Source organism: Pseudomonas sp. QD4 (genome assembly GCF_049199125.1).
Lineage (GTDB): Bacteria > Pseudomonadota > Gammaproteobacteria > Pseudomonadales > Pseudomonadaceae > Aquipseudomonas.
In genome coordinates this window covers 137552-153996 of the sequence record NZ_JBLZOM010000009.1, presented here as the reverse complement: position 1 = coordinate 153996, position 16445 = coordinate 137552, and the positions used below count along the sequence as shown (strand labels likewise).

Genomic DNA, 16445 nt, shown 5'->3' with positions numbered 1-16445 from the left:
GATGCCTCTGATCACCCGTTGCATCCTCCTGCTGGGAGTCCTGATTCTCAGCGCCTGCGCCCAAAAAGCCCCGGAGTTCGTGCCGCCGGCCCAACGCCCGCTGCCGGACAATGAGGCCCCATGGCCGAAAAACCATGTCCTGGGCATCGCCTATCACGACGTCGAAGACCGCGACCCCGATCAGGCGGTGGTGGCGGTGCGCACCGAGCGCATGATCGAACAGCTGGCCTGGCTGCGTGAAAACAACTATCGGCCGGTGACCATCGACCAGATCCTGGCGGCGCGCAAAGGCGGCCCCGAGCTGCCGCCCAAGGCCATCCTGCTGAGCTTCGACGACGGCTATGCCAGCTTCTATACCCGGGTGCTGCCGGTACTGCGCAGCTACAACTGGCACGCGTTGCTGGCGCCGGTGGGTGTATGGATCGACACCCCGGCCGACCAGAAGGTGGACTTTGCCGGTGAAATGCGTCCGCGTTCGCAGTTTCTGACCTGGGCGCAAATCCGCGAAATTTCCCAGTCCGGGCTGGTGGAAATCGCCGCTCACACCGACGCCAGCCACAAAGGCGTGTTGGCCAACCCGCAAGGCAACCTGCAACCGGCAGCCGCCACCCGGCGCTACGATGCAACCACCGGCCGCTATGAAAGCGAGGCCGACTTCCAGGCACGCCTGCGCAACGACGTAGCGACCATCTCCAAGAAAATTCGCGCAGTCACCGGCTACAACCCACGGGTCTGGGTCTGGCCCTATGGGGTGGCTGACGGCACGGCGCTACAAGTCATCGGCGACCAGGGTTACCAGATGGCCCTGACCCTCGACGATGGGCTCGATGCCCTCGACAACCTGATGAGCAGCCCGCGTTTCCTGGTGGCATCCGACCCGGATGGCATGCACTTCTCCAACAGCATCACCGGCGTTCAGGCCGACGCGCCGATGCGCGTGGTGCACGTGGACCTGGATAACGTCTACGACCCCGACCCGGCGCAGCAGGAGATCAACCTCGGCAAGCTGGTGCAGCGCATGTCGGACATGGGGGCCAACACCGTGTTCCTGCAAGCCTTCGCCGACCCCAAGGGTGACGGCCTGGTGCACTCGCTGTACTTCCCCAACCGCCACCTGCCAGTGCGTGCCGACATCTTCGACCGCGTGGCCTGGCAACTGCGGACCCGGGCCCACGTCAAAGTCTTCGCCTGGATGCCGGTGCTGAGCTTTGCTCTGGACTCCAAGCTGCCACGGGTGACCCGCTGGGACCCGGCCACCGGGCAGGTGTCCACCGATCCCAAGCAATACCAGCGGCTGTCGCCGTTCGACCCCGAGGTACGGCGAGTCATTGGCGAGATCTACCAGGACGTGGCGCGCCTGACTTCGGTCGACGGCATCCTCTACCACGACGACGCGGTGCTTTCCGATTTCGAAGACGCCAGCCCCGCCGCCCTGCGGGTGTATACCGCCAACGGCTTGCCCGGCTCGATCGCGGCCCTGCGCGCCGACCCGGCCACGTTGCAGCGCTGGACTCAGTTCAAGACCCGCTACCTGACCGATTTCACCCATGAGCTGACCGCCAAGGTTCGCGCCATTCGCGGTCCGCAGGTGCAGACCGCACGCAACCTGTTCGCCGAGCCGATGCTCAACCCCGACAGTGAGGCCTGGTTCGCGCAGAACCTCGACAACTTCCTGGCCAACTACGACTGGACCGCGCCCATGGCCATGCCGCTGATGGAGGGCAAAAACGTGCACCAGTCGGGGGCCTGGCTCGAAGACCTGGTGGCCACGGTCAAGGCACGGCCGGGCGCCCTCAAGCGCACGGTGTTTGAATTGCAGGCCCGGGATTGGGCGGCAAAACCGGCGGCGGATATCTCCGCTGAACAGATGGCTGACTGGATGGGCCGTCTCAAGCGTCAGGGCGCAACCAGCTTTGGTTACTACCCGGACAACTTCCTTGAGAACTCGCCGGACCTGAAAACAGTTCGGCCCGCGCTCTCCAACAAATGGAACCCTTGAATCATGATCGATCGACTCTTAGCCCTATTGGTGCTGGCGATTGTCCTCGGGGTGCCGCTGGGCCTTATTTTCCTGGTCACGGGCCAGTTCCTGATGGACTTCGTGTTCTTCTACCCGTTGTTCATGTCGGGGCTGTGGATCGCCGGCGGCCTGTACTACTGGCTGCACTGGGAGCGCCACTGGCCGTGGAAGGAAGACACCCTGCCGCCGGTGCTGGAAGGCGAGCCGCTGATCACCATCCTGATCCCTTGCTACAACGAAGGGGATAACGCCGCCGACACCATCCATGCCGCGCTGGGCCAGCACTACCCGAACATCGAAGTGATCGCCATCAACGATGGCTCCAAGGACAACACCGCCCAGGTCCTCGATGCCCTGGCCCTGCAGGACCCACGCCTGCGTGTGCTGCACCTGGCGGAAAACCAGGGCAAGGCCGTGGCCCTGCGCATGGGCGCCGTGGCTGCGCGCAGCGAATACCTGGTGTGCATCGACGGCGATGCGTTGCTGGCGCCCAATACCGCGGCGTACCTGGTGGCGCCGATGCTGCACAACACCCGTCTCGGGGCAGTGACCGGCAACCCACGGATCCGCACCCGTTCGACCCTGGTCGGTCGGGTGCAGGTCGGCGAGTTCTCCTCGATCATCGGCCTGATCAAGCGCACCCAGCGGGTGTTCGGCAAAGTCTTCACCGTCTCCGGGGTGATCGTCGCCTTCCGTCGCACCGCGTTGCACCGGGTGGGCTACTGGAGCCCGGACATGATCACCGAAGACATCGACATCAGCTGGAAGCTGCAACTGGACCACTGGACGATCTTCTACGAGCCCCGGGCGCTGTGCTGGATCCTGATGCCGGAAACCCTGGGCGGCCTGTGGAAGCAGCGCCTGCGCTGGGCCCAGGGCGGCGCCGAGGTGCTGTTCAAGAACATTCGCGGCATCTGGGAATGGCGCCACCGCTACCTGTGGACCCTGCTGTTCGATTACTGCCTGTCCACCGGCTGGGCCTTCACCTTCCTGTTGTCGGTGATCTTCTGGGCCGTGGGCAAATTCATCGAGATGCCCGAGGCCATCGCCGTGCACCACCTGTTGCCGCCGGCCTTTACCGGCCTGGTGCTGGCAATGGTGTGCCTGATGCAGTTCGCGGTCAGCATCCTGATCGACCGACGATATGAAAAGGACCTGTGGAAGACCATGTTCTGGGTGGTCTGGTACCCCCTGGTGTTCTGGTTCATCAGCTTGCTCACCACACTGGTCAGTTTTCCCAAGGTGCTGTTCGGGAGACATCAGAAACGGGCGCGCTGGGTCAGCCCCGACCGCGGGATCAAGCCGATAGATGATGAGGAGGTGAACTGATGAAAATCATCAGAACCCGTCAACGCCCGTTCCTGGTGGTCGTCGATGTGTTTTTCACCGTACTGGCATGGATTGGCCTGCTGTACCTGTTGGTGCGTGGCCTGTTGCCGCTGGTCGGTTCCCATGAAGGCGGGCCGCGCATCGATGTCAGCCTGCTCGACGCCTTGAGCACCCTGGAGATCTACCTCTGGGTCGCGCTGGTCAACGCCGCATTGCTGATCGGCTGGGCGCGCTACCGACAACTACGAAGCCGCAAGTATCCGCCCCGCCTACCGGCACCGGTGGTGGATGATCAGCGCCTGAGTGAAACCTTCAACCTCAGCGAAGACAATTTCACCCGCATCCGCCTGCCGGGCACCATGGTCGTGCACAACGACGAAGAGGGCGGCATCAGCCACGTTGCCACCCAGTTCTATCGCATCGAGCCGCAGGACCAATTGCATCCGCCGCTGGCCGCCGTCACGCCGACCCGGGTCATCCACCTGCCGGATGAAGACGGGAAGGGCAAAGACAAGGCCTGAGCCCCTTTGGCACAATGCGCCGAACGCTGAAAAGCCCCGTTTCCCGGGGCTTTTTATTGCCCGCTAAAACCAGGGATGAAGCAGATGCACGATGAGTTACCGGCGGCCCTTGCGACCTTTGTCAGCCAGTTGCCGCTGCCCTGGATCACCGTTGCGCCGCAAGCCGGCCCGGCCCTGGATTGGTTGCCCATCTTCGCGTTTGCCCAAGGGCGAGTCGGCATCGGCCTTTCGCCTCAGGGGGCCTGGGTGCAAGTGCATGACCAGCGGGTTATGCCCTGCATCGAGGGTGCGGCGCTGGTGGCGCTGCTGCCGCTGCTGGAGATGCCCCTGGAGCAGGTCCGCGCGCTGCTCAGCGAGGGCCTGGATCGGCATGGGTTGCCCCAAGCCATTGGCGAGCACTTTCCCTTTGCCCGGGTGGTCGCCACCGGCTTGCTAAGCCCGAGCGAATACTGGACGACCCGGGCCCTGCAATGGGCGGCGGACGGCGTCCGCTGCGCCACGGTGCAGGCAGCCCTGCACACCCTGAGCGAGAACGGACCGACACAGAACGTGCGACACCGGGCTCGGAAACTGGCCCGGCATTTACCGGTCAATGCACTCAGGTCAGGAGAGTAATCAGCGATGACAGGTCTGTTTATAAACGAAGCCGATAGCGCGCTATTGGCCCGCAGGCTGGCGGAGTTTGCCGTATTCAAGGCGGAGCGTTTGCCGGTGCTGCATCAGTTTGTCGAGGCCATTGGCGGTGAGAATGCCTACGAGGTATTGATTGCACCGGCGAAATTCCTGCCGCTGCTGGAGCGCTCCTTCAACCACTTGGAGGTGGAAGAACACAATCGGATCTGGTTGATCACGCGCATTGGCTACTTTATCGGCGAATACCTGCTGACGGCCTATGACGGCTGCTGGCAGGTGGATGAGGATCCCCGGTCGACGGCCTTTGCCCGCTATGTGGTCGGTGAGTTCTCCTACCCGCCGCGGCCAGGCTTGAGTGTCGACCCTTTTGATATCGCCCAGCGCTATGTCGATGGAGCGCTTCCCAGGAGCCTGGCCGGGGAGATTGAGCGAGGTGTGCAGGCGCACCAGGGCTGATCGCCCGGCCGCGTTGATGAAATCCCGTGCTTGCCCATTTACAAGCACCCCCCACCTCAAGCTCAATCACCCCCCGTGCGCTGCACGAACGGTCATGGCCGGTCGTGCAAGCTATAGTCTTCAGCTCACCGACCCTCCGCGTAATAAAGGTGCTTGTGTATGTCTCGCTTTGCTTCTCGCACTACTTGGCTGACCGCCAGTGCCCTGTTGCTGTGCCTGCAACTGCCGGTTCAGGCCCAGGAGCGTTTTACCCTGAATATCCCCGGTGTCACCGATGACCGTCTCTTCACCTCTGGCAGTGCCAGCGATGCCAAGGGCTGTGGCGGGCACAACAATTCGCCGGCGCTGAGCTGGACCGCCGGGCCGGAAGGGACCTTGAGCTATGCGATCGTCATGCACGACCCGGATGGCGCCAAGGGTCAGGGCGTGGATCATTGGGTGCACTACGGAATCAAGCCGACCACCCGGCAGATCGCCGCCGGTGCCGGGAGCAAGTCGACCCTGGAAGGTGTGGGCGGTACCAACAGCAAGAAGACCACCACCTATGTCGGCCCTTGCCCTCCGATTGGCGACAGCGCGCACCACTATGTGATCCAGATCTATGCCCTGGACCTGGCGCCCGACGCGTTGCCGGCCGGCCTGACACGGGCCCAGCTGCTGGAGAAAATCAATGGCCATGTACTGCGTAACAGCAGCGTGGTGCGGCGCTACGTGCGCTGAAAAAATTTTCACGGGGCTTAACCCGAATTGCACAGGGGCTTCGTCTGAAGGGGGGAATGGATCACTTTTCTCCCGAGGTCAGCCCCCATGTCCCTTCCTCTGCACTACCTTCGTCCGGCCGCACAGGGTTTCGCCGCCGGATTGTTGTTGGCGATCGCCGGTTGCGGCGTTTCTTCCAAGCCGGATGTCACCGCGGCCGAACCAGCCTCGCCGAGCGGGGTATTGATCCCGGCTCCGGCCCCGATCCCGGTTGCGCCGCAGGTGCAGAGCGAAGCGTTGAGGGCCGATGCGGTGGTCAGCAAGCGCAGCATGAGCCGGCCGATGATGACGGCGCCGATGATGGCCGCCGATCAGCAGCCTGCCGGCTATCGCGATGAATCGCGCGAGCAGTACCAGACCCAGCCTGACAACCCGATCCACAGCGTGGCGCAGGCACCGGTCTCGACTTTCAGCGCCGACGTCGACACCGGCGGCTACGCCAATGTGCGGCGCCTGCTGAACCAGGGCAGCCTGCCCCCCGAAGGCGCGGTGCGCCTGGAGGAAATGGTCAATTACTTCCCCTACGATTACGCGCTGCCCAGCGATGGCTCGCCCTTTGGCGTGACCACCGAGCTGGCACCGTCGCCGTGGAACCCCCACACCCGTCTGCTGCGTATCGGCATCAAGGCTTCGGACCGCGCGGTGGCCGAACTGGCGCCGGCCAACCTGGTGTTTTTGGTGGACGTGTCCGGCTCCATGGACCGCCGCGAAGGCCTGCCCCTGGTAAAAAGCACCCTCAAATTGCTGGTGGATCAACTGCGCGACCAGGACCGCGTGTCGCTGGTGGTGTACGCCGGTGAGTCGCGGGTGGTGCTGGAACCGACTTCCGGGCGCGACAAGGCGAAAATCCGCAATGCCATCGAGCAGCTCACCGCCGGCGGCTCCACGGCGGGTGCTTCGGGTATCGAGCTGGCCTACCAGATGGCGCGCCAGGGGTTCATCAAGGACGGCATCAACCGCATCCTGCTGGCCACCGATGGCGACTTCAACGTCGGTATCAGCGACTTCGACAGCCTCAAGCAGATGGCTGCCGACAAGCGCAAAACCGGGGTCTCGCTGACCACCCTGGGCTTTGGTGTGGATAACTACAACGAGCACCTGATGGAGCAACTGGCCGATGCCGGCGATGGCAACTATGCCTACATCGACAACCTGCGCGAGGCCCGCAAGGTGCTGGTGGATCAACTCAGTTCGACCCTGGCGGTGGTGGCCAAGGACGTGAAGCTGCAGGTGGAATTCAACCCGGCCCAGGTCAGCGAGTACCGCTTGCTGGGCTACGAGAACCGCGCGCTCAAGCGTGAGGACTTCAACAACGACAAGGTCGATGCCGGGGAAATCGGCGCCGGGCACACGGTGACTGCGCTCTATGAAATCGTGCCCAAGGGCGAGAAGGGCTGGCTCGAACCCCTGCGCTATGCCTCGGGCAAGGCGGCAGGCGAGAGCAGCAACAACCCGGAACTGGCGATGTTGCGCGTGCGCTACAAGGCGCCCGAAGGCGGTAGCAGCCGCTTGATCGAGCGCCCGATCATGTCGCAGTCCCAGCCTGCCACGCTGGCGGCGGCCAGCACCGACCTGCGTTTTGCCGCAGCCGTGGCGGCGTTCTCGCAGCAGCTCAAGGACGGGCGCTACACCGGCAGTTTCAGCCTCGACGACACCCTGAAGCTGGCGCGTGGCGCCCGGGGCGATGACCATTACGGCCTGCGCGGCGAGTTCGTGCAGCTGGTTGAACTGGCGCAAAGCCTGCAAACTCAGGCCCCACAACCCGGCCTGGCCGCGCAGCGCGACGACAGCCAGATTCAGAGCCGACTTGAATGACACCATGATCCGCAGCGAACAGGAGTTGATCAGCACTATGGCGGCTGCGAACCCACCCTCCGCCGCCAGCAGCGATGAAGCGCTGCTGGCGCGCTACCGCGCCGGTGATCCGGCGGCCTTCGAGGTGCTGTATCAGCGCCATCGCCAGGGGCTGTACCGCTTTCTCCTGGGCCTGTGCAACAAGCCCGAGCTGGCCGAAGAGGTGTACCAGGACACCTGGCTGAGCCTGATCCGCAGCACCAGCCAGCCCCAGGGCCGGGCGACCTTTCGCACCTGGCTGTACCAGATCGCCCGTAACCGGCTGATCGATCACTGGCGCAAGCACGGGCAGCGCAACCCGTTGCACGACAGCTACGACGAGCAAATGCACGGTGAGGTCGATGACGCGCCGGGCCCGGAGCAACAGTTGAGCCTGAGCCGTGACCAGCAGCGCATCGACGCGGCCCTCGAAGACTTGCCGGCCGACCAGCGCGAAGTGTTCCTGCTGCGTGCCCATGGCGACCTGGACTTGCCGGAGATCGCCAGCCTCACCCAAACCCCGCTGGAAACCGTAAAGAGCCGTTTCCGTTATGCGTTGAAAAAACTGCGTCGGCTCCTGGCCGAGGAGGTACTCACATGACTGACGCCCGACAAACGCCACCTTCTGTCGAAGAACAGATGCTCAAGCACATCCGCCAGCACAGCGTTGGCGAGCCCCCGGCCAGCCTCGATGCACTGATTCTGGCCAGCGCCCGGCGTGAACTGCCAAAACCCGCGCCGAGCCTGTGGCAGCGCTGGTTGCAGGCCTGCCAGAAACCGCGCCTGCAGATGGCGTTCGCCAGCCTGTTTGGCGTGGCCTTGATCCTGGTGCTGGTCCAGCGTTCGCCGGATCATTACCCGACGCCGACCATGGCACCCGCGCCGGCTCCCGCTCCCGCCTCCGCGCCCATTGCGCCCATGGCCCGGCAAATGGCCGAGCCGGCCCCCGCCGAGCTGGCCGAGCGCGTGCCGGAGCCGATGGTGCAGGGCGCGATGTCTGCGCCTGCTCCACGCCCGGCGGCGCCCATGGGCGGTTTGTCGGCCAGCCCCGCCGCCCGGGAGTACAGCGACCAAACCCAGATGTTCAGCGACGAGGCCTCGGCCCAGGTAGCCAAGCCCATGGCCGATCAGGCCAAGGGCAAGCCCATGCTCAGCAAGCGGGCGGCGGTCCCGGTGCGGTCGGTGGACGACGAGTTGCGGGAGGTGTTGCGCCTGCGTGAAGCGGGGCAGGTGAAGGAGGCTGACCAGCGTCTGGAGGCTTTGCACAAGCGTTATCCACAGCTGGACGTGCAGGCTCGGTTGCAGGACTTGCAGCGGCCATGATGCAAAAGGCTGCGCAAAAATTGGTCTGCGGCGCTGAAAGCGAGCACTATCGAGCCCAGGTCCGCAAAGTGGGAGATTGGCCATGGCGCCACGTATCGACGGCATCGCCAAACTATTGAATTGCCCGACCAAGGGCAATGACATACGCCAGGCGATCAAGCAGAGCCGCAAGGATTTCGGTCTGGAAGCTGAGGCAGAAGATGACGAAGGGGAGCCATTGCCGGCTCCCGGTAGCGCGGAGCCCCCGGCCCCCGATACCGACACGTAATAACGCCGCGAGCACGCTCGCGGCGTTTTGGTTTGACAGCCCCGCCTGTACGGCCCTCGATGCTTAGTTGTAGGGCGAACTCTTCAAGTCGAGAAACTCGGGCGGGCAGCCGGCCTCCCGCATGCGCTGGCCACGGTTGGGGTACAGCTGCCATTGGGTTTCCAGTTGCCAGCGATACCACGTCAGGTGCTGGACTATCCGCCGCCGGCAAAGCGGCGACAGTTCCGCCAGCCAGTCGGAACCGTCCGGTGCCCGGCGCAGGCGCGTCGCGTAATAACCGAAGAGGTTTTCCCGCAGGCTGAAGCCATCGTCCAGGGTTTCTTCGAGGCTGTGCACATACAGTTCGAAACTCTCGCGCAGTTGCTGCTCGCCTTCGGCATGGTCGCGAACGTAGAGAAAAATATCCGTCCAGTTGATGCTGAACATATGGTCGCCCCAGTCGGGATCACGGGTGAAGTACGGGCCCTGTCCGCGAAAGAACTGCGGGATTTCCTGGCGCTGCAGGGCATCTTCGAAATTGTTGCTCATGGGCGGGGTTCCTCGCGTGAACCTTGGACGTTGCTGATGCTGACCGACAGCGCCACGCATTCGATCAGGCAGTCGAAACCGATCTTCAGTTGTAGAAAATACCCGCCCGGCACTGCGGTGATTCGGGTCCGGGCGCGGCCATCGAAGCGGGTGCCGCTGACCGCCAGGTCGCTGATCCCTTGCACCCTCAGGTCCAGGGCGCAATGGCTCGGCGCCTGGCTGTCCGGCCAGGTGGAAGGTCGTGATGTCAGGCGCGTCAGAGCGCCCGCCAGGTGCAGGCTCAGTTGTTCGTCTTGAAACACCGGGCCCCGGGTGGCCAGGTCATAGGGGCTGGCCGCCATGCCGAATACGGCTTTCCAGGCTGCGGGGTTATCGACGGCGAACAGCCAGTCGTAAGTGCCCAGGTCGCGCTCGGGGAGGGCCCTGCAGTGCGCCAGGGACGGCAGGCTGGCGCGGCTCAGATCATCGCGCCAGAGCTCCTGGGCAGCGTTCAGCAGGCGCTGGAAAAAATCCCGGCTGTTTTCGATCCTGGCCGGCCAGGTGGAGGGCCACTGACTGTCTTCGAAGTCGTCTTCGTCGTCCTCCCACACGTGCTGGAAGTCATAGCCAGGGTCGGCCAGGGCTTCTTGCAGCACTTCCACCAACAGCCGCCGATGGCGAAAATTTTCCTCGCCGTGGGTGCGGGCCAGACAATGCTGGCGGATCAGGTAGTCGCGGTCTTCGTCGGCGTTGGGGTTGTAGCGGCTGAGTTCGGCGTCGAGGGCGGGGGGCATGTCATAGCGCATAAAGCAGCTGACCCAATGCCGCAGGCTCGGCTGGTAAGGCTGGTTGGAACCGGGGTGGCACAGCATCGGGACCTCCTGTCCGGGCTCGGCGCGAGGCGGCGCGAACCTGGCCGGGACGCTGGCCATGCAGCGCCCTCTGGCGAAAGGCGCGAATGTAGCAAGTTGCGCCCCGCCACGACAGCTTCGGCAACCGGCTGCCGGCAGGGCGCGATCACTGCACCTCAGAAATCGGCGATAAATTGCACGCCGCCCACCACGGCCGAGTCGGTCTGGGTCACGCCGCCGGGGTACTTCACGTATTGCAGGTTGGGCCGCACCATCAGCCAGCGGGTGGCCTGGTAGCCGTAGTTGATCTCGTAGCTGTATTCGCGCTTTTGCTCCGGCACATAGAGTGCGTCGTCGATGGACGTCACCCCGTGGTCGGCATTGAGCACCTGAGCGTTACGGCTGTAGCGGTCGTTGACCTTGAGCCGCGAGGCGCCCAGACCAATGGTGTCATCCGGGCGCGAGGCGAACGGGCCGCGATAGATCAGGCCGACCTGAATCAGGTTCTCGATCATGCTGCTGTCCGGGTCGTTGAAGGTCATGTTGGTGAACACATTCAACCCGCGTTTGTTGTTGCCCTCCACCGTGGTCAACTGCTGCTGGGCCGAGAGCCACCAACCGCTGTTGTCGCGGTACTTTTTGTAGGGCTGGCCGCTGCGGGCGGCATCGTTGCCGTCGGCGTCCTTGAGCATGTCGCGACCGTCGACATCGCTGTAGTAGTAACCCAGGTGGTACTCGGACGAGAGGTCGTTGATCCGGCCTTTCCACACCGCTTCCAGCGGGAAGCTGGTGCCCACCGAACCTGCGATAAACGGCTTGAAGCCATTGCTCAGCTCGGCGTTGCCGGGGTTTTTGTCATAGGCGCCGGCCTGCACGTAGAACTCGGGGGTGAAGTGGTAGCGCACGCGGATCGCCCACTGGCTGATGGGGAAGCTGTTCCAGGTGCCATTCCAGTTGCCTTCCTGGGAGCCGCACAGGGTCACGTTCTGGAATTCGCAGGGGAACTGGTCGAAGTCTTCGCCATGGCCGAAGCGCCCCAGTTTCACTGCCAGCCTGCGCTCGAAGAACTTCTGCTCGTACCACAGCTGCGACAGGCGCCAGGCATTGCCGCCGCCGTAGACCTCCATGGTCGACGTCATGCCGGTGGCGTCGGGGTGGTGCACCCGGTCATTGGTGATGTCCTTGCCATGGCGTTCGCCGATGCCGATGCGCAAGGTCGCGTCCTGCCAGCCCAGGAGCTTTTGCAGGTCCATGTCGACACCGAGAATGATCTGGTCGCTGAGCCGCGCCGTGGTGCTGCTGTCATAACCGCCGGCGAGGTTGGAGCCCAGCTCGGCGACGTATTTGAGGGTGAAGTCAAAACCCTGCTGCGCCAGTTTTTGCCGCTGGCCGTTCCAGTCTCCCAGCAGCCACGGCGACTCGGCGTCGAGGGCATCGTAGGCGAAGGCACCAGCGGAAAAACCACTGGCCAGCAAGCACAGTACAGCCCCGGATAAGTGTTTGTTCATGAGCGGATTTACCTGTTGTTATTGTTGTGGGCACAGCCCTGCGCGAGGATTTCCGGGCGCAGTGATCCGCGACGTGGTGGCCACGCCGTTCGCGGAATGTTTAAAAAAAGCCCGGGCCTGCTCAGGCAGACCCGTAAAGGTTCGGCTCAGTAAGTGCGGGAGGGGCCTGTCGCCGGGGCGCCGTCCGGCTCGCGATAGCGCGCCAGATTGTTCAGCGCGGCCTGTCGGAACAGGCTGATATCGATGCCCACGGCAATGAACTGGCAACCCCATTCGCCATAGCGGCGAGCGTCCTCTTCAAAGGGCGCGAGGATGCCGGCGATCTTGCCGGCGGCCAGGGTGGCATCGATGGCGGTGCGGATCTGCGCCTGCACCTCGGGGTGTCCGGGGTTGCCGGGAAAGCCCAGACCTGAAGACAGGTCCGCCGGGCCGACAAACACCGCGTGCACGCCTTCGACGGCGGCGATATCGGCGACGTTTTCCACCCCCAGTTTCGATTCCACCTGGACGATCAGGCACAGCTCTTCATGGGCCGTGGCCAGGTAGTCGGGCACCCCGTCCCAGCGCGTTGCCCGTGCCAGGCCGCCACCGACGCCGCGAATGCCGTGGGGCGGATAACGCATGGCGCGCACCAGTTGCCGCGCCTGCTCGGCGGTTTCGACCATGGGCACCATCAGGCTCTGTACACCGATATCCAGCAGTTGCTTGATCAGGCTGCTGTCGCCATTGACCGCCCGTACCACCGGCGCGCTGGCGTAGGGCGCCACTGCCTGGAGCTGGGCGAGGATGCTGGGCACGGTGTTGGGCGCGTGTTCGCCATCGATCAGCAGCCAGTCGTAGCCGGTGCTGGCGGCGATTTCCGCGGCGTAGCCGGTGGCAAAACCGGCCCACAAGCCGTATTGGGTGCTGCTGCCGGCCAGGGCAGCCTTGAAGCGGTTAGGGGGCATCTGCATGGCGAGGCTCCTGGGTTATTGCAGGTTGACGAACAGACCGCCGTCCACCAACAGGGCGGCGCCGGTGACGTAGCGGGCCATGTCGGACGCGAGAAATACGATCGGCCCAGCGATGTCATGGGGTTCGCCGAGGCGGCCCAGGGGCGTGCGCTTGACCATGTACTCGCGTTTTTCCGGGTCGGCGAAGTCGTCCTTGTTGATGTCGGTGGCGATCGACCCCGGCAGCACCGAGTTGCAGCGAATGCCATAGGGCCCCAGGGCAATGGCGCAGGACTGCATCAGCGAATGCAGGCCGGCCTTGGTCGGCGTGTAGTGGGTTTGCATGCCGCCGCCCACCAGGGCGCTGATGGAGCTGACGGCGATGATCGCGCCGCCGCTGCCCTGGCGTTTCATCTGGTTGGCCGCGGCCTGCACTGCGAAGTAGGCGCCATTGAGATTGGTGTTCACCGTCTTCAGGTACACCTCCTTGGGCATGTCGAGGAAGGAGTGGAAGGGGCAGATGCCGGCGTTGTTGACGAACACATCGACACTGCCGAAGGCCTCGACGGCGGCATCCACCAGGCGCTCGCCGGTGTCGAGGTCGGCGGCGTCGCTGCCGATCTGGATCGCCTGGCCGCCGAAGGCCTCGATCTCCTTGAGCAGGGACGCGGCGGACTCGTGGCCCTGGGCGCTGCCGCTGTGGGCAACCACCACCCGGCCACCCTGGCGGGCGCATTCGAGGGCCGCAGCGCGGCCGATGCCACGGGAGGCGCCGGTGATGATGACAGTCTTGTCTTTGAGCAACATAAAGAGACTCCTTTGGAAGTGGGATCAGCCCAGGTAATTGCCGTAGCCAACCATGGCGATGGACGCCAGGATCACCGCGATGCCCAGTAGCAGCACCTGTTTGGTTCGAGCGCTGGTGCCCTGCCATTCACGGAAGTACAGGCCCCAGAAGTTGGACACGATGATGATGAAAGACATGTGCAACACCCAGGAGCTGGCGTCGTTGTGCATGCGGCTGGCGCCCATACCGTAGAAGAAAAACTGCAGGAACCACAGGGTGCCGGCCGTGGCCACCAACAGGTAGTTGCGCAGCAGCGGGGTCGAGCGGTCGGTGTAGTTGTGGAAGGTGCGGTTGCGGTAGTTCAGCCACAGGCACCAGAGGCCGTTGGTGGTCAGGCCGCCCCACATGATCACCATAAAGGTCACGTTGTTCTGGAACAGGCTGTTGGCGCCGTGGGCGATGGCGGCTTCGGCCAGGGGTTGGCCGGCAGCGATACCGTAGCTGAAGCAGGCACTGAGCACCCCGGAGATCAGCGCCACCAGGGCGCCCTTGGCCAGGGAGAACTCTTTGACGCTTTCGAACTTGGTGCTGTCCGGTACTTCCCGCTCCTTGACCAGCCCGGCGCGGCCGCACAGGGCGATGCCCAGCAGCGACACCAGAACGCCGATCAGTACCCAATGGCCACCGGGGTTGCCGAGCATTTCGCTGAAGGTGCCGGCCTGGGCATCGGTGAACAGATCGCGGTAGATCGGTGGCATCAGCGCGCCCAGGGCCGAGGTCAGGCCCATGATCAGCGACATGCCCAGGGACAGCCCGAGGTAGCGCATGGTCAGGCCGAACGTCAGCCCGCCGATGCCCCACAGCACGCCGAAAAAGTAGGTCCAGAACAGGGTGACGCCGTCGGCGTTGCGCAGGATCTCGACAAAGCCCGGCACCGTGAGTTGCGCGGCAATCAGCGGCACTACCAGCCAGGACACCAGGCCGCCGGTGATCCAGTAGCTTTCCCAGGCCCAGCCACCCACTTTCTTGTAGGGGATATAGAAACTGCCGGAGGCGAAGCCGCCGATAAAGTGCAGGATCACTCCCAGAAAAATGATTTCCACGTTGCGCTTTCCTTCTTATTTTTATCAGCGATAAGGGCCGGCACCGAGGCGCCGGCACGGTTCAAGGGCGTGGCAGGTCGAACATCGGTTGCAGCTCCACGCTCAGCGGCGAGCCGTCGGGATGGCTGGGCATGATGTCTTGCATGTATTGCCACCAGCGTTGCATCACCGGGTGTCGGGGCAAGTCGTCCAGGCCGTGGGCGTCCTGGTGGGTCATCACCGCGAACAGGGCGTGGCTCTGGGGGTCGAGGAAGATTCGGTAATCCTCGATCCCGGCCCCGTGCAGCAAGGCCACCAGCTCCGGCCAGATTTGATCGTGGCGGCGCAGGTATTCCTGCGCCTGACCGGGGTTGAGGTTCATCCGAAAAGCACGGGTCTGCATGGCGTGGCTCCTCGATCAGCGCGGGTAAGGGCGGTTCAGCGCGCACTCGGGGTTGAGCTCGACGCCGAAGCCGGGCTTGTCCAATACCGAGGCGCGCATACGGCCGTTGACCGGCACCGGTTCGCCCAGCAGTTGCGGGGAAAACATCGGCACGATCTGGTCGGCCTTGGGCGACATGTTGAGGAACTCGGCGAACGGGCTGTTGGTGCGGGTGATCACGAAGTGGTAGCTGTACACCGACGAGCCGTGGGGCACGACCATGGCGTTGTGGGCATCGGCCAGGGCCGAGATCTTGATCAGCTCGGTGATCCCGCCGCACCAGCCGACGTCCGGCTGGATGATGTCGCAGCAGCCCATTTCCAGCAGCATGCGAAAGCCCCAGCGCGTGGCCTCATGTTCGCCGGTGGTGACCAGCATGCCGCTGGGCACGTTTTTGCGCAGGGCGGCGTAGCCCCAGTAATCGTCCGGCGGCAGAGCCTCTTCGATCCACTTCAGGCCGAATTCGGCGGCGCCCTTGGCCAGGCGTGTGGCGTAGTTCAGGTCCAGGCTCATCCAGCAGTCGAACATCAGCCAGAAATCATCGCCGACTTTTTCGCGCATATGGGCCAGGTGCTCAAGGTTCTTGCGCAGGCCCTCTTCGCCTTCGGCAGGGCCGTATTGCAGGGGCATCTTGCCGCCGATAAAGCCCATCTCCTTGGCCAGGTCCGGGCGGGCGCCGGTGCAGTAGAACTGCAGCTCATCGCGCACCGCCCCGCCCAGCAGTTGGTGCACCGGCTCTTTACGGATCTTGCCGAGCAAGTCCCAGAGCGCCAGGTCGACCCCGGAAATGGTGTTGAGGACGATGCCCTTGCGGCCGTAGTAGAGGGTCGCGTGGTACATCTGGTCCCAGATTTTTTCGATGTCGGTGACCTTGGCCCCTTCAAGGAAGCGCGCCAGGTGCTTCTCGACGATAAAGGCGCCGATCTCACCGCCGGTGGTCACCGCAAAACCGACGGTGCCGTCGCTGGCCTCGATCTCCACCACCAGGGTGCCGAGCACGTTGATGCCGAAGCTCTGGCGGCTCTGGCGATATTCCGGGTAGCGGCCCATGGGGGTGGAGATGTGATCGTCGATCCAGTGGCCGGCCGCCTGGTCGTGGTAGTCGGCACCGCCTCCGGTGAGGGTGAAGGCGCGAACCTGCTTGATGGTCGGTGTGCTCATAAGGCTCTCCTGCAAGGCAAAGGGGCAAACAGC

General features: G+C 64.0%; 18 protein-coding genes. 10 read left to right on the top strand and 8 right to left on the bottom strand.

The features are described 5' to 3' along the window. Position 1 precedes the first annotated feature (1 nt). The 10 genes from pgaB (at position 2) to ACOZJV_RS32090 (ending at position 9142) form a co-directional block, all read left to right on the top strand. Entirely contained in the window at positions 2-1999 is a 1998-nt protein-coding gene (pgaB, locus tag ACOZJV_RS32135; protein WP_421549357.1) for a poly-beta-1,6-N-acetyl-D-glucosamine N-deacetylase PgaB, read from the top strand. Between the two features lie 3 nt (positions 2000-2002). Then, the gene (pgaC, locus tag ACOZJV_RS32130) at positions 2003-3349 is read left to right on the top strand and encodes a poly-beta-1,6-N-acetyl-D-glucosamine synthase (protein WP_421549356.1); all 1347 of its coding nucleotides are present in this window, start codon (positions 2003-2005) and stop codon (positions 3347-3349) included. Further along, positions 3349-3870: a poly-beta-1,6-N-acetyl-D-glucosamine biosynthesis protein PgaD gene (gene pgaD / locus ACOZJV_RS32125; RefSeq protein ID WP_421549355.1), complete on the top strand. Its 522-nt coding sequence runs from the start codon at positions 3349-3351 to the stop codon at positions 3868-3870. Before pgaC ends, pgaD begins: the two co-directional genes overlap by 1 nt. Positions 3871-3954: 84 nt before the next feature. After that, complete coding sequence (locus ACOZJV_RS32120) at positions 3955-4485, top strand: hypothetical protein (protein WP_421549354.1); 531 nt, start codon at positions 3955-3957, stop codon at positions 4483-4485. A 6-nt stretch (positions 4486-4491) separates the two neighbouring features. Then, positions 4492-4959, top strand: coding sequence for a hypothetical protein (locus ACOZJV_RS32115; protein ID WP_421549353.1), 468 nt, complete (start codon positions 4492-4494; stop codon positions 4957-4959). A gap of 159 nt (positions 4960-5118) precedes the next feature. Then, the gene (locus tag ACOZJV_RS32110) at positions 5119-5679 is read left to right on the top strand and encodes a YbhB/YbcL family Raf kinase inhibitor-like protein (protein WP_020297015.1); all 561 of its coding nucleotides are present in this window, start codon (positions 5119-5121) and stop codon (positions 5677-5679) included. Between the two features lie 87 nt (positions 5680-5766). Beyond that, positions 5767-7533 carry a vWA domain-containing protein gene (locus ACOZJV_RS32105; RefSeq protein WP_421549352.1) on the top strand — a complete coding sequence of 589 codons (1767 nt, stop codon included), beginning with the start codon at positions 5767-5769 and terminating at the stop codon, positions 7531-7533. Between the two features lie 37 nt (positions 7534-7570). Beyond that, on the top strand, positions 7571-8152 hold the full coding sequence (locus tag ACOZJV_RS32100; protein ID WP_078469682.1) for an RNA polymerase sigma factor: 582 nt from the start codon (positions 7571-7573) through the stop codon (positions 8150-8152). After that, on the top strand, positions 8149-8874 hold the full coding sequence (locus tag ACOZJV_RS32095; RefSeq protein WP_421549351.1) for a hypothetical protein: 726 nt from the start codon (positions 8149-8151) through the stop codon (positions 8872-8874). The genes ACOZJV_RS32100 and ACOZJV_RS32095 overlap by 4 nt, the downstream gene beginning before the upstream one ends. Positions 8875-8956: 82 nt before the next feature. Next, positions 8957-9142: a hypothetical protein gene (locus ACOZJV_RS32090; protein ID WP_421549350.1), complete on the top strand. Its 186-nt coding sequence runs from the start codon at positions 8957-8959 to the stop codon at positions 9140-9142. A 63-nt stretch (positions 9143-9205) separates the two neighbouring features. Here the strand turns inward: ACOZJV_RS32090 and ACOZJV_RS32085 are convergent, their stop codons facing one another. The 8 genes from ACOZJV_RS32085 to rhmD form a co-directional block, all read right to left on the bottom strand. Then, entirely contained in the window at positions 9206-9670 is a 465-nt protein-coding gene (locus tag ACOZJV_RS32085) for a hypothetical protein (RefSeq protein WP_421549349.1), read from the bottom strand. Then, complete coding sequence (locus tag ACOZJV_RS32080) at positions 9667-10521, bottom strand: hypothetical protein (protein ID WP_421549348.1); 855 nt, start codon at positions 10519-10521, stop codon at positions 9667-9669. Before ACOZJV_RS32080 ends, ACOZJV_RS32085 begins: the two co-directional genes overlap by 4 nt. 155 nt (positions 10522-10676) lie before the next feature. Further along, positions 10677-12008, bottom strand: coding sequence for a carbohydrate porin (locus ACOZJV_RS32075; protein ID WP_201128875.1), 1332 nt, complete (start codon positions 12006-12008; stop codon positions 10677-10679). Positions 12009-12154: 146 nt separating this feature from the next. Continuing rightward, on the bottom strand, positions 12155-12961 hold the full coding sequence (locus ACOZJV_RS32070; protein WP_421549347.1) for an aldolase/citrate lyase family protein: 807 nt from the start codon (positions 12959-12961) through the stop codon (positions 12155-12157). A gap of 15 nt (positions 12962-12976) precedes the next feature. Next, complete coding sequence (locus tag ACOZJV_RS32065; protein WP_078469206.1) at positions 12977-13747, bottom strand: SDR family NAD(P)-dependent oxidoreductase; 771 nt, start codon at positions 13745-13747, stop codon at positions 12977-12979. Between the two features lie 24 nt (positions 13748-13771). Further along, complete coding sequence (rhaT, locus tag ACOZJV_RS32060) at positions 13772-14830, bottom strand: L-rhamnose/proton symporter RhaT (RefSeq protein ID WP_078469207.1); 1059 nt, start codon at positions 14828-14830, stop codon at positions 13772-13774. A 61-nt stretch (positions 14831-14891) separates the two neighbouring features. Beyond that, entirely contained in the window at positions 14892-15212 is a 321-nt protein-coding gene (gene rhaM / locus ACOZJV_RS32055) for an L-rhamnose mutarotase (protein ID WP_201128879.1), read from the bottom strand. 15 nt (positions 15213-15227) lie between these two features. Then, complete coding sequence (gene rhmD, locus ACOZJV_RS32050) at positions 15228-16412, bottom strand: L-rhamnonate dehydratase (RefSeq protein ID WP_201128881.1); 1185 nt, start codon at positions 16410-16412, stop codon at positions 15228-15230. Positions 16413-16445: the final 33 nt, after the last annotated feature.

What these genes read in the sequence shown, in the direction of transcription:
- ACOZJV_RS32085 (WP_421549349.1), bottom strand. Translation starts at nt 9,670, where the DNA reads ATGAGCAACAATTTCGAAGATGCCCTGCAGCGCCAGGAAATCCCGCAG.
- ACOZJV_RS32090 (WP_421549350.1), top strand. Translation starts at nt 8,957, where the DNA reads ATGGCGCCACGTATCGACGGCATCGCCAAACTATTGAATTGCCCGACC.
- ACOZJV_RS32110 (WP_020297015.1), top strand. Translation starts at nt 5,119, where the DNA reads ATGTCTCGCTTTGCTTCTCGCACTACTTGGCTGACCGCCAGTGCCCTG.
- ACOZJV_RS32075 (WP_201128875.1), bottom strand. Translation starts at nt 12,008, where the DNA reads ATGAACAAACACTTATCCGGGGCTGTACTGTGCTTGCTGGCCAGTGGT.
- ACOZJV_RS32065 (WP_078469206.1), bottom strand. Translation starts at nt 13,747, where the DNA reads ATGTTGCTCAAAGACAAGACTGTCATCATCACCGGCGCCTCCCGTGGC.
- pgaB (WP_421549357.1), top strand. Translation starts at nt 2, where the DNA reads ATGCCTCTGATCACCCGTTGCATCCTCCTGCTGGGAGTCCTGATTCTC.
- ACOZJV_RS32115 (WP_421549353.1), top strand. Translation starts at nt 4,492, where the DNA reads ATGACAGGTCTGTTTATAAACGAAGCCGATAGCGCGCTATTGGCCCGC.
- ACOZJV_RS32120 (WP_421549354.1), top strand. Translation starts at nt 3,955, where the DNA reads ATGCACGATGAGTTACCGGCGGCCCTTGCGACCTTTGTCAGCCAGTTG.
- rhmD (WP_201128881.1), bottom strand. Translation starts at nt 16,412, where the DNA reads ATGAGCACACCGACCATCAAGCAGGTTCGCGCCTTCACCCTCACCGGA.
- rhaM (WP_201128879.1), bottom strand. Translation starts at nt 15,212, where the DNA reads ATGCAGACCCGTGCTTTTCGGATGAACCTCAACCCCGGTCAGGCGCAG.
- ACOZJV_RS32105 (WP_421549352.1), top strand. Translation starts at nt 5,767, where the DNA reads ATGTCCCTTCCTCTGCACTACCTTCGTCCGGCCGCACAGGGTTTCGCC.
- ACOZJV_RS32095 (WP_421549351.1), top strand. Translation starts at nt 8,149, where the DNA reads ATGACTGACGCCCGACAAACGCCACCTTCTGTCGAAGAACAGATGCTC.
- ACOZJV_RS32080 (WP_421549348.1), bottom strand. Translation starts at nt 10,521, where the DNA reads ATGCTGTGCCACCCCGGTTCCAACCAGCCTTACCAGCCGAGCCTGCGG.
- pgaC (WP_421549356.1), top strand. Translation starts at nt 2,003, where the DNA reads ATGATCGATCGACTCTTAGCCCTATTGGTGCTGGCGATTGTCCTCGGG.
- ACOZJV_RS32070 (WP_421549347.1), bottom strand. Translation starts at nt 12,961, where the DNA reads ATGCAGATGCCCCCTAACCGCTTCAAGGCTGCCCTGGCCGGCAGCAGC.
- pgaD (WP_421549355.1), top strand. Translation starts at nt 3,349, where the DNA reads ATGAAAATCATCAGAACCCGTCAACGCCCGTTCCTGGTGGTCGTCGAT.
- ACOZJV_RS32100 (WP_078469682.1), top strand. Translation starts at nt 7,571, where the DNA reads ATGGCGGCTGCGAACCCACCCTCCGCCGCCAGCAGCGATGAAGCGCTG.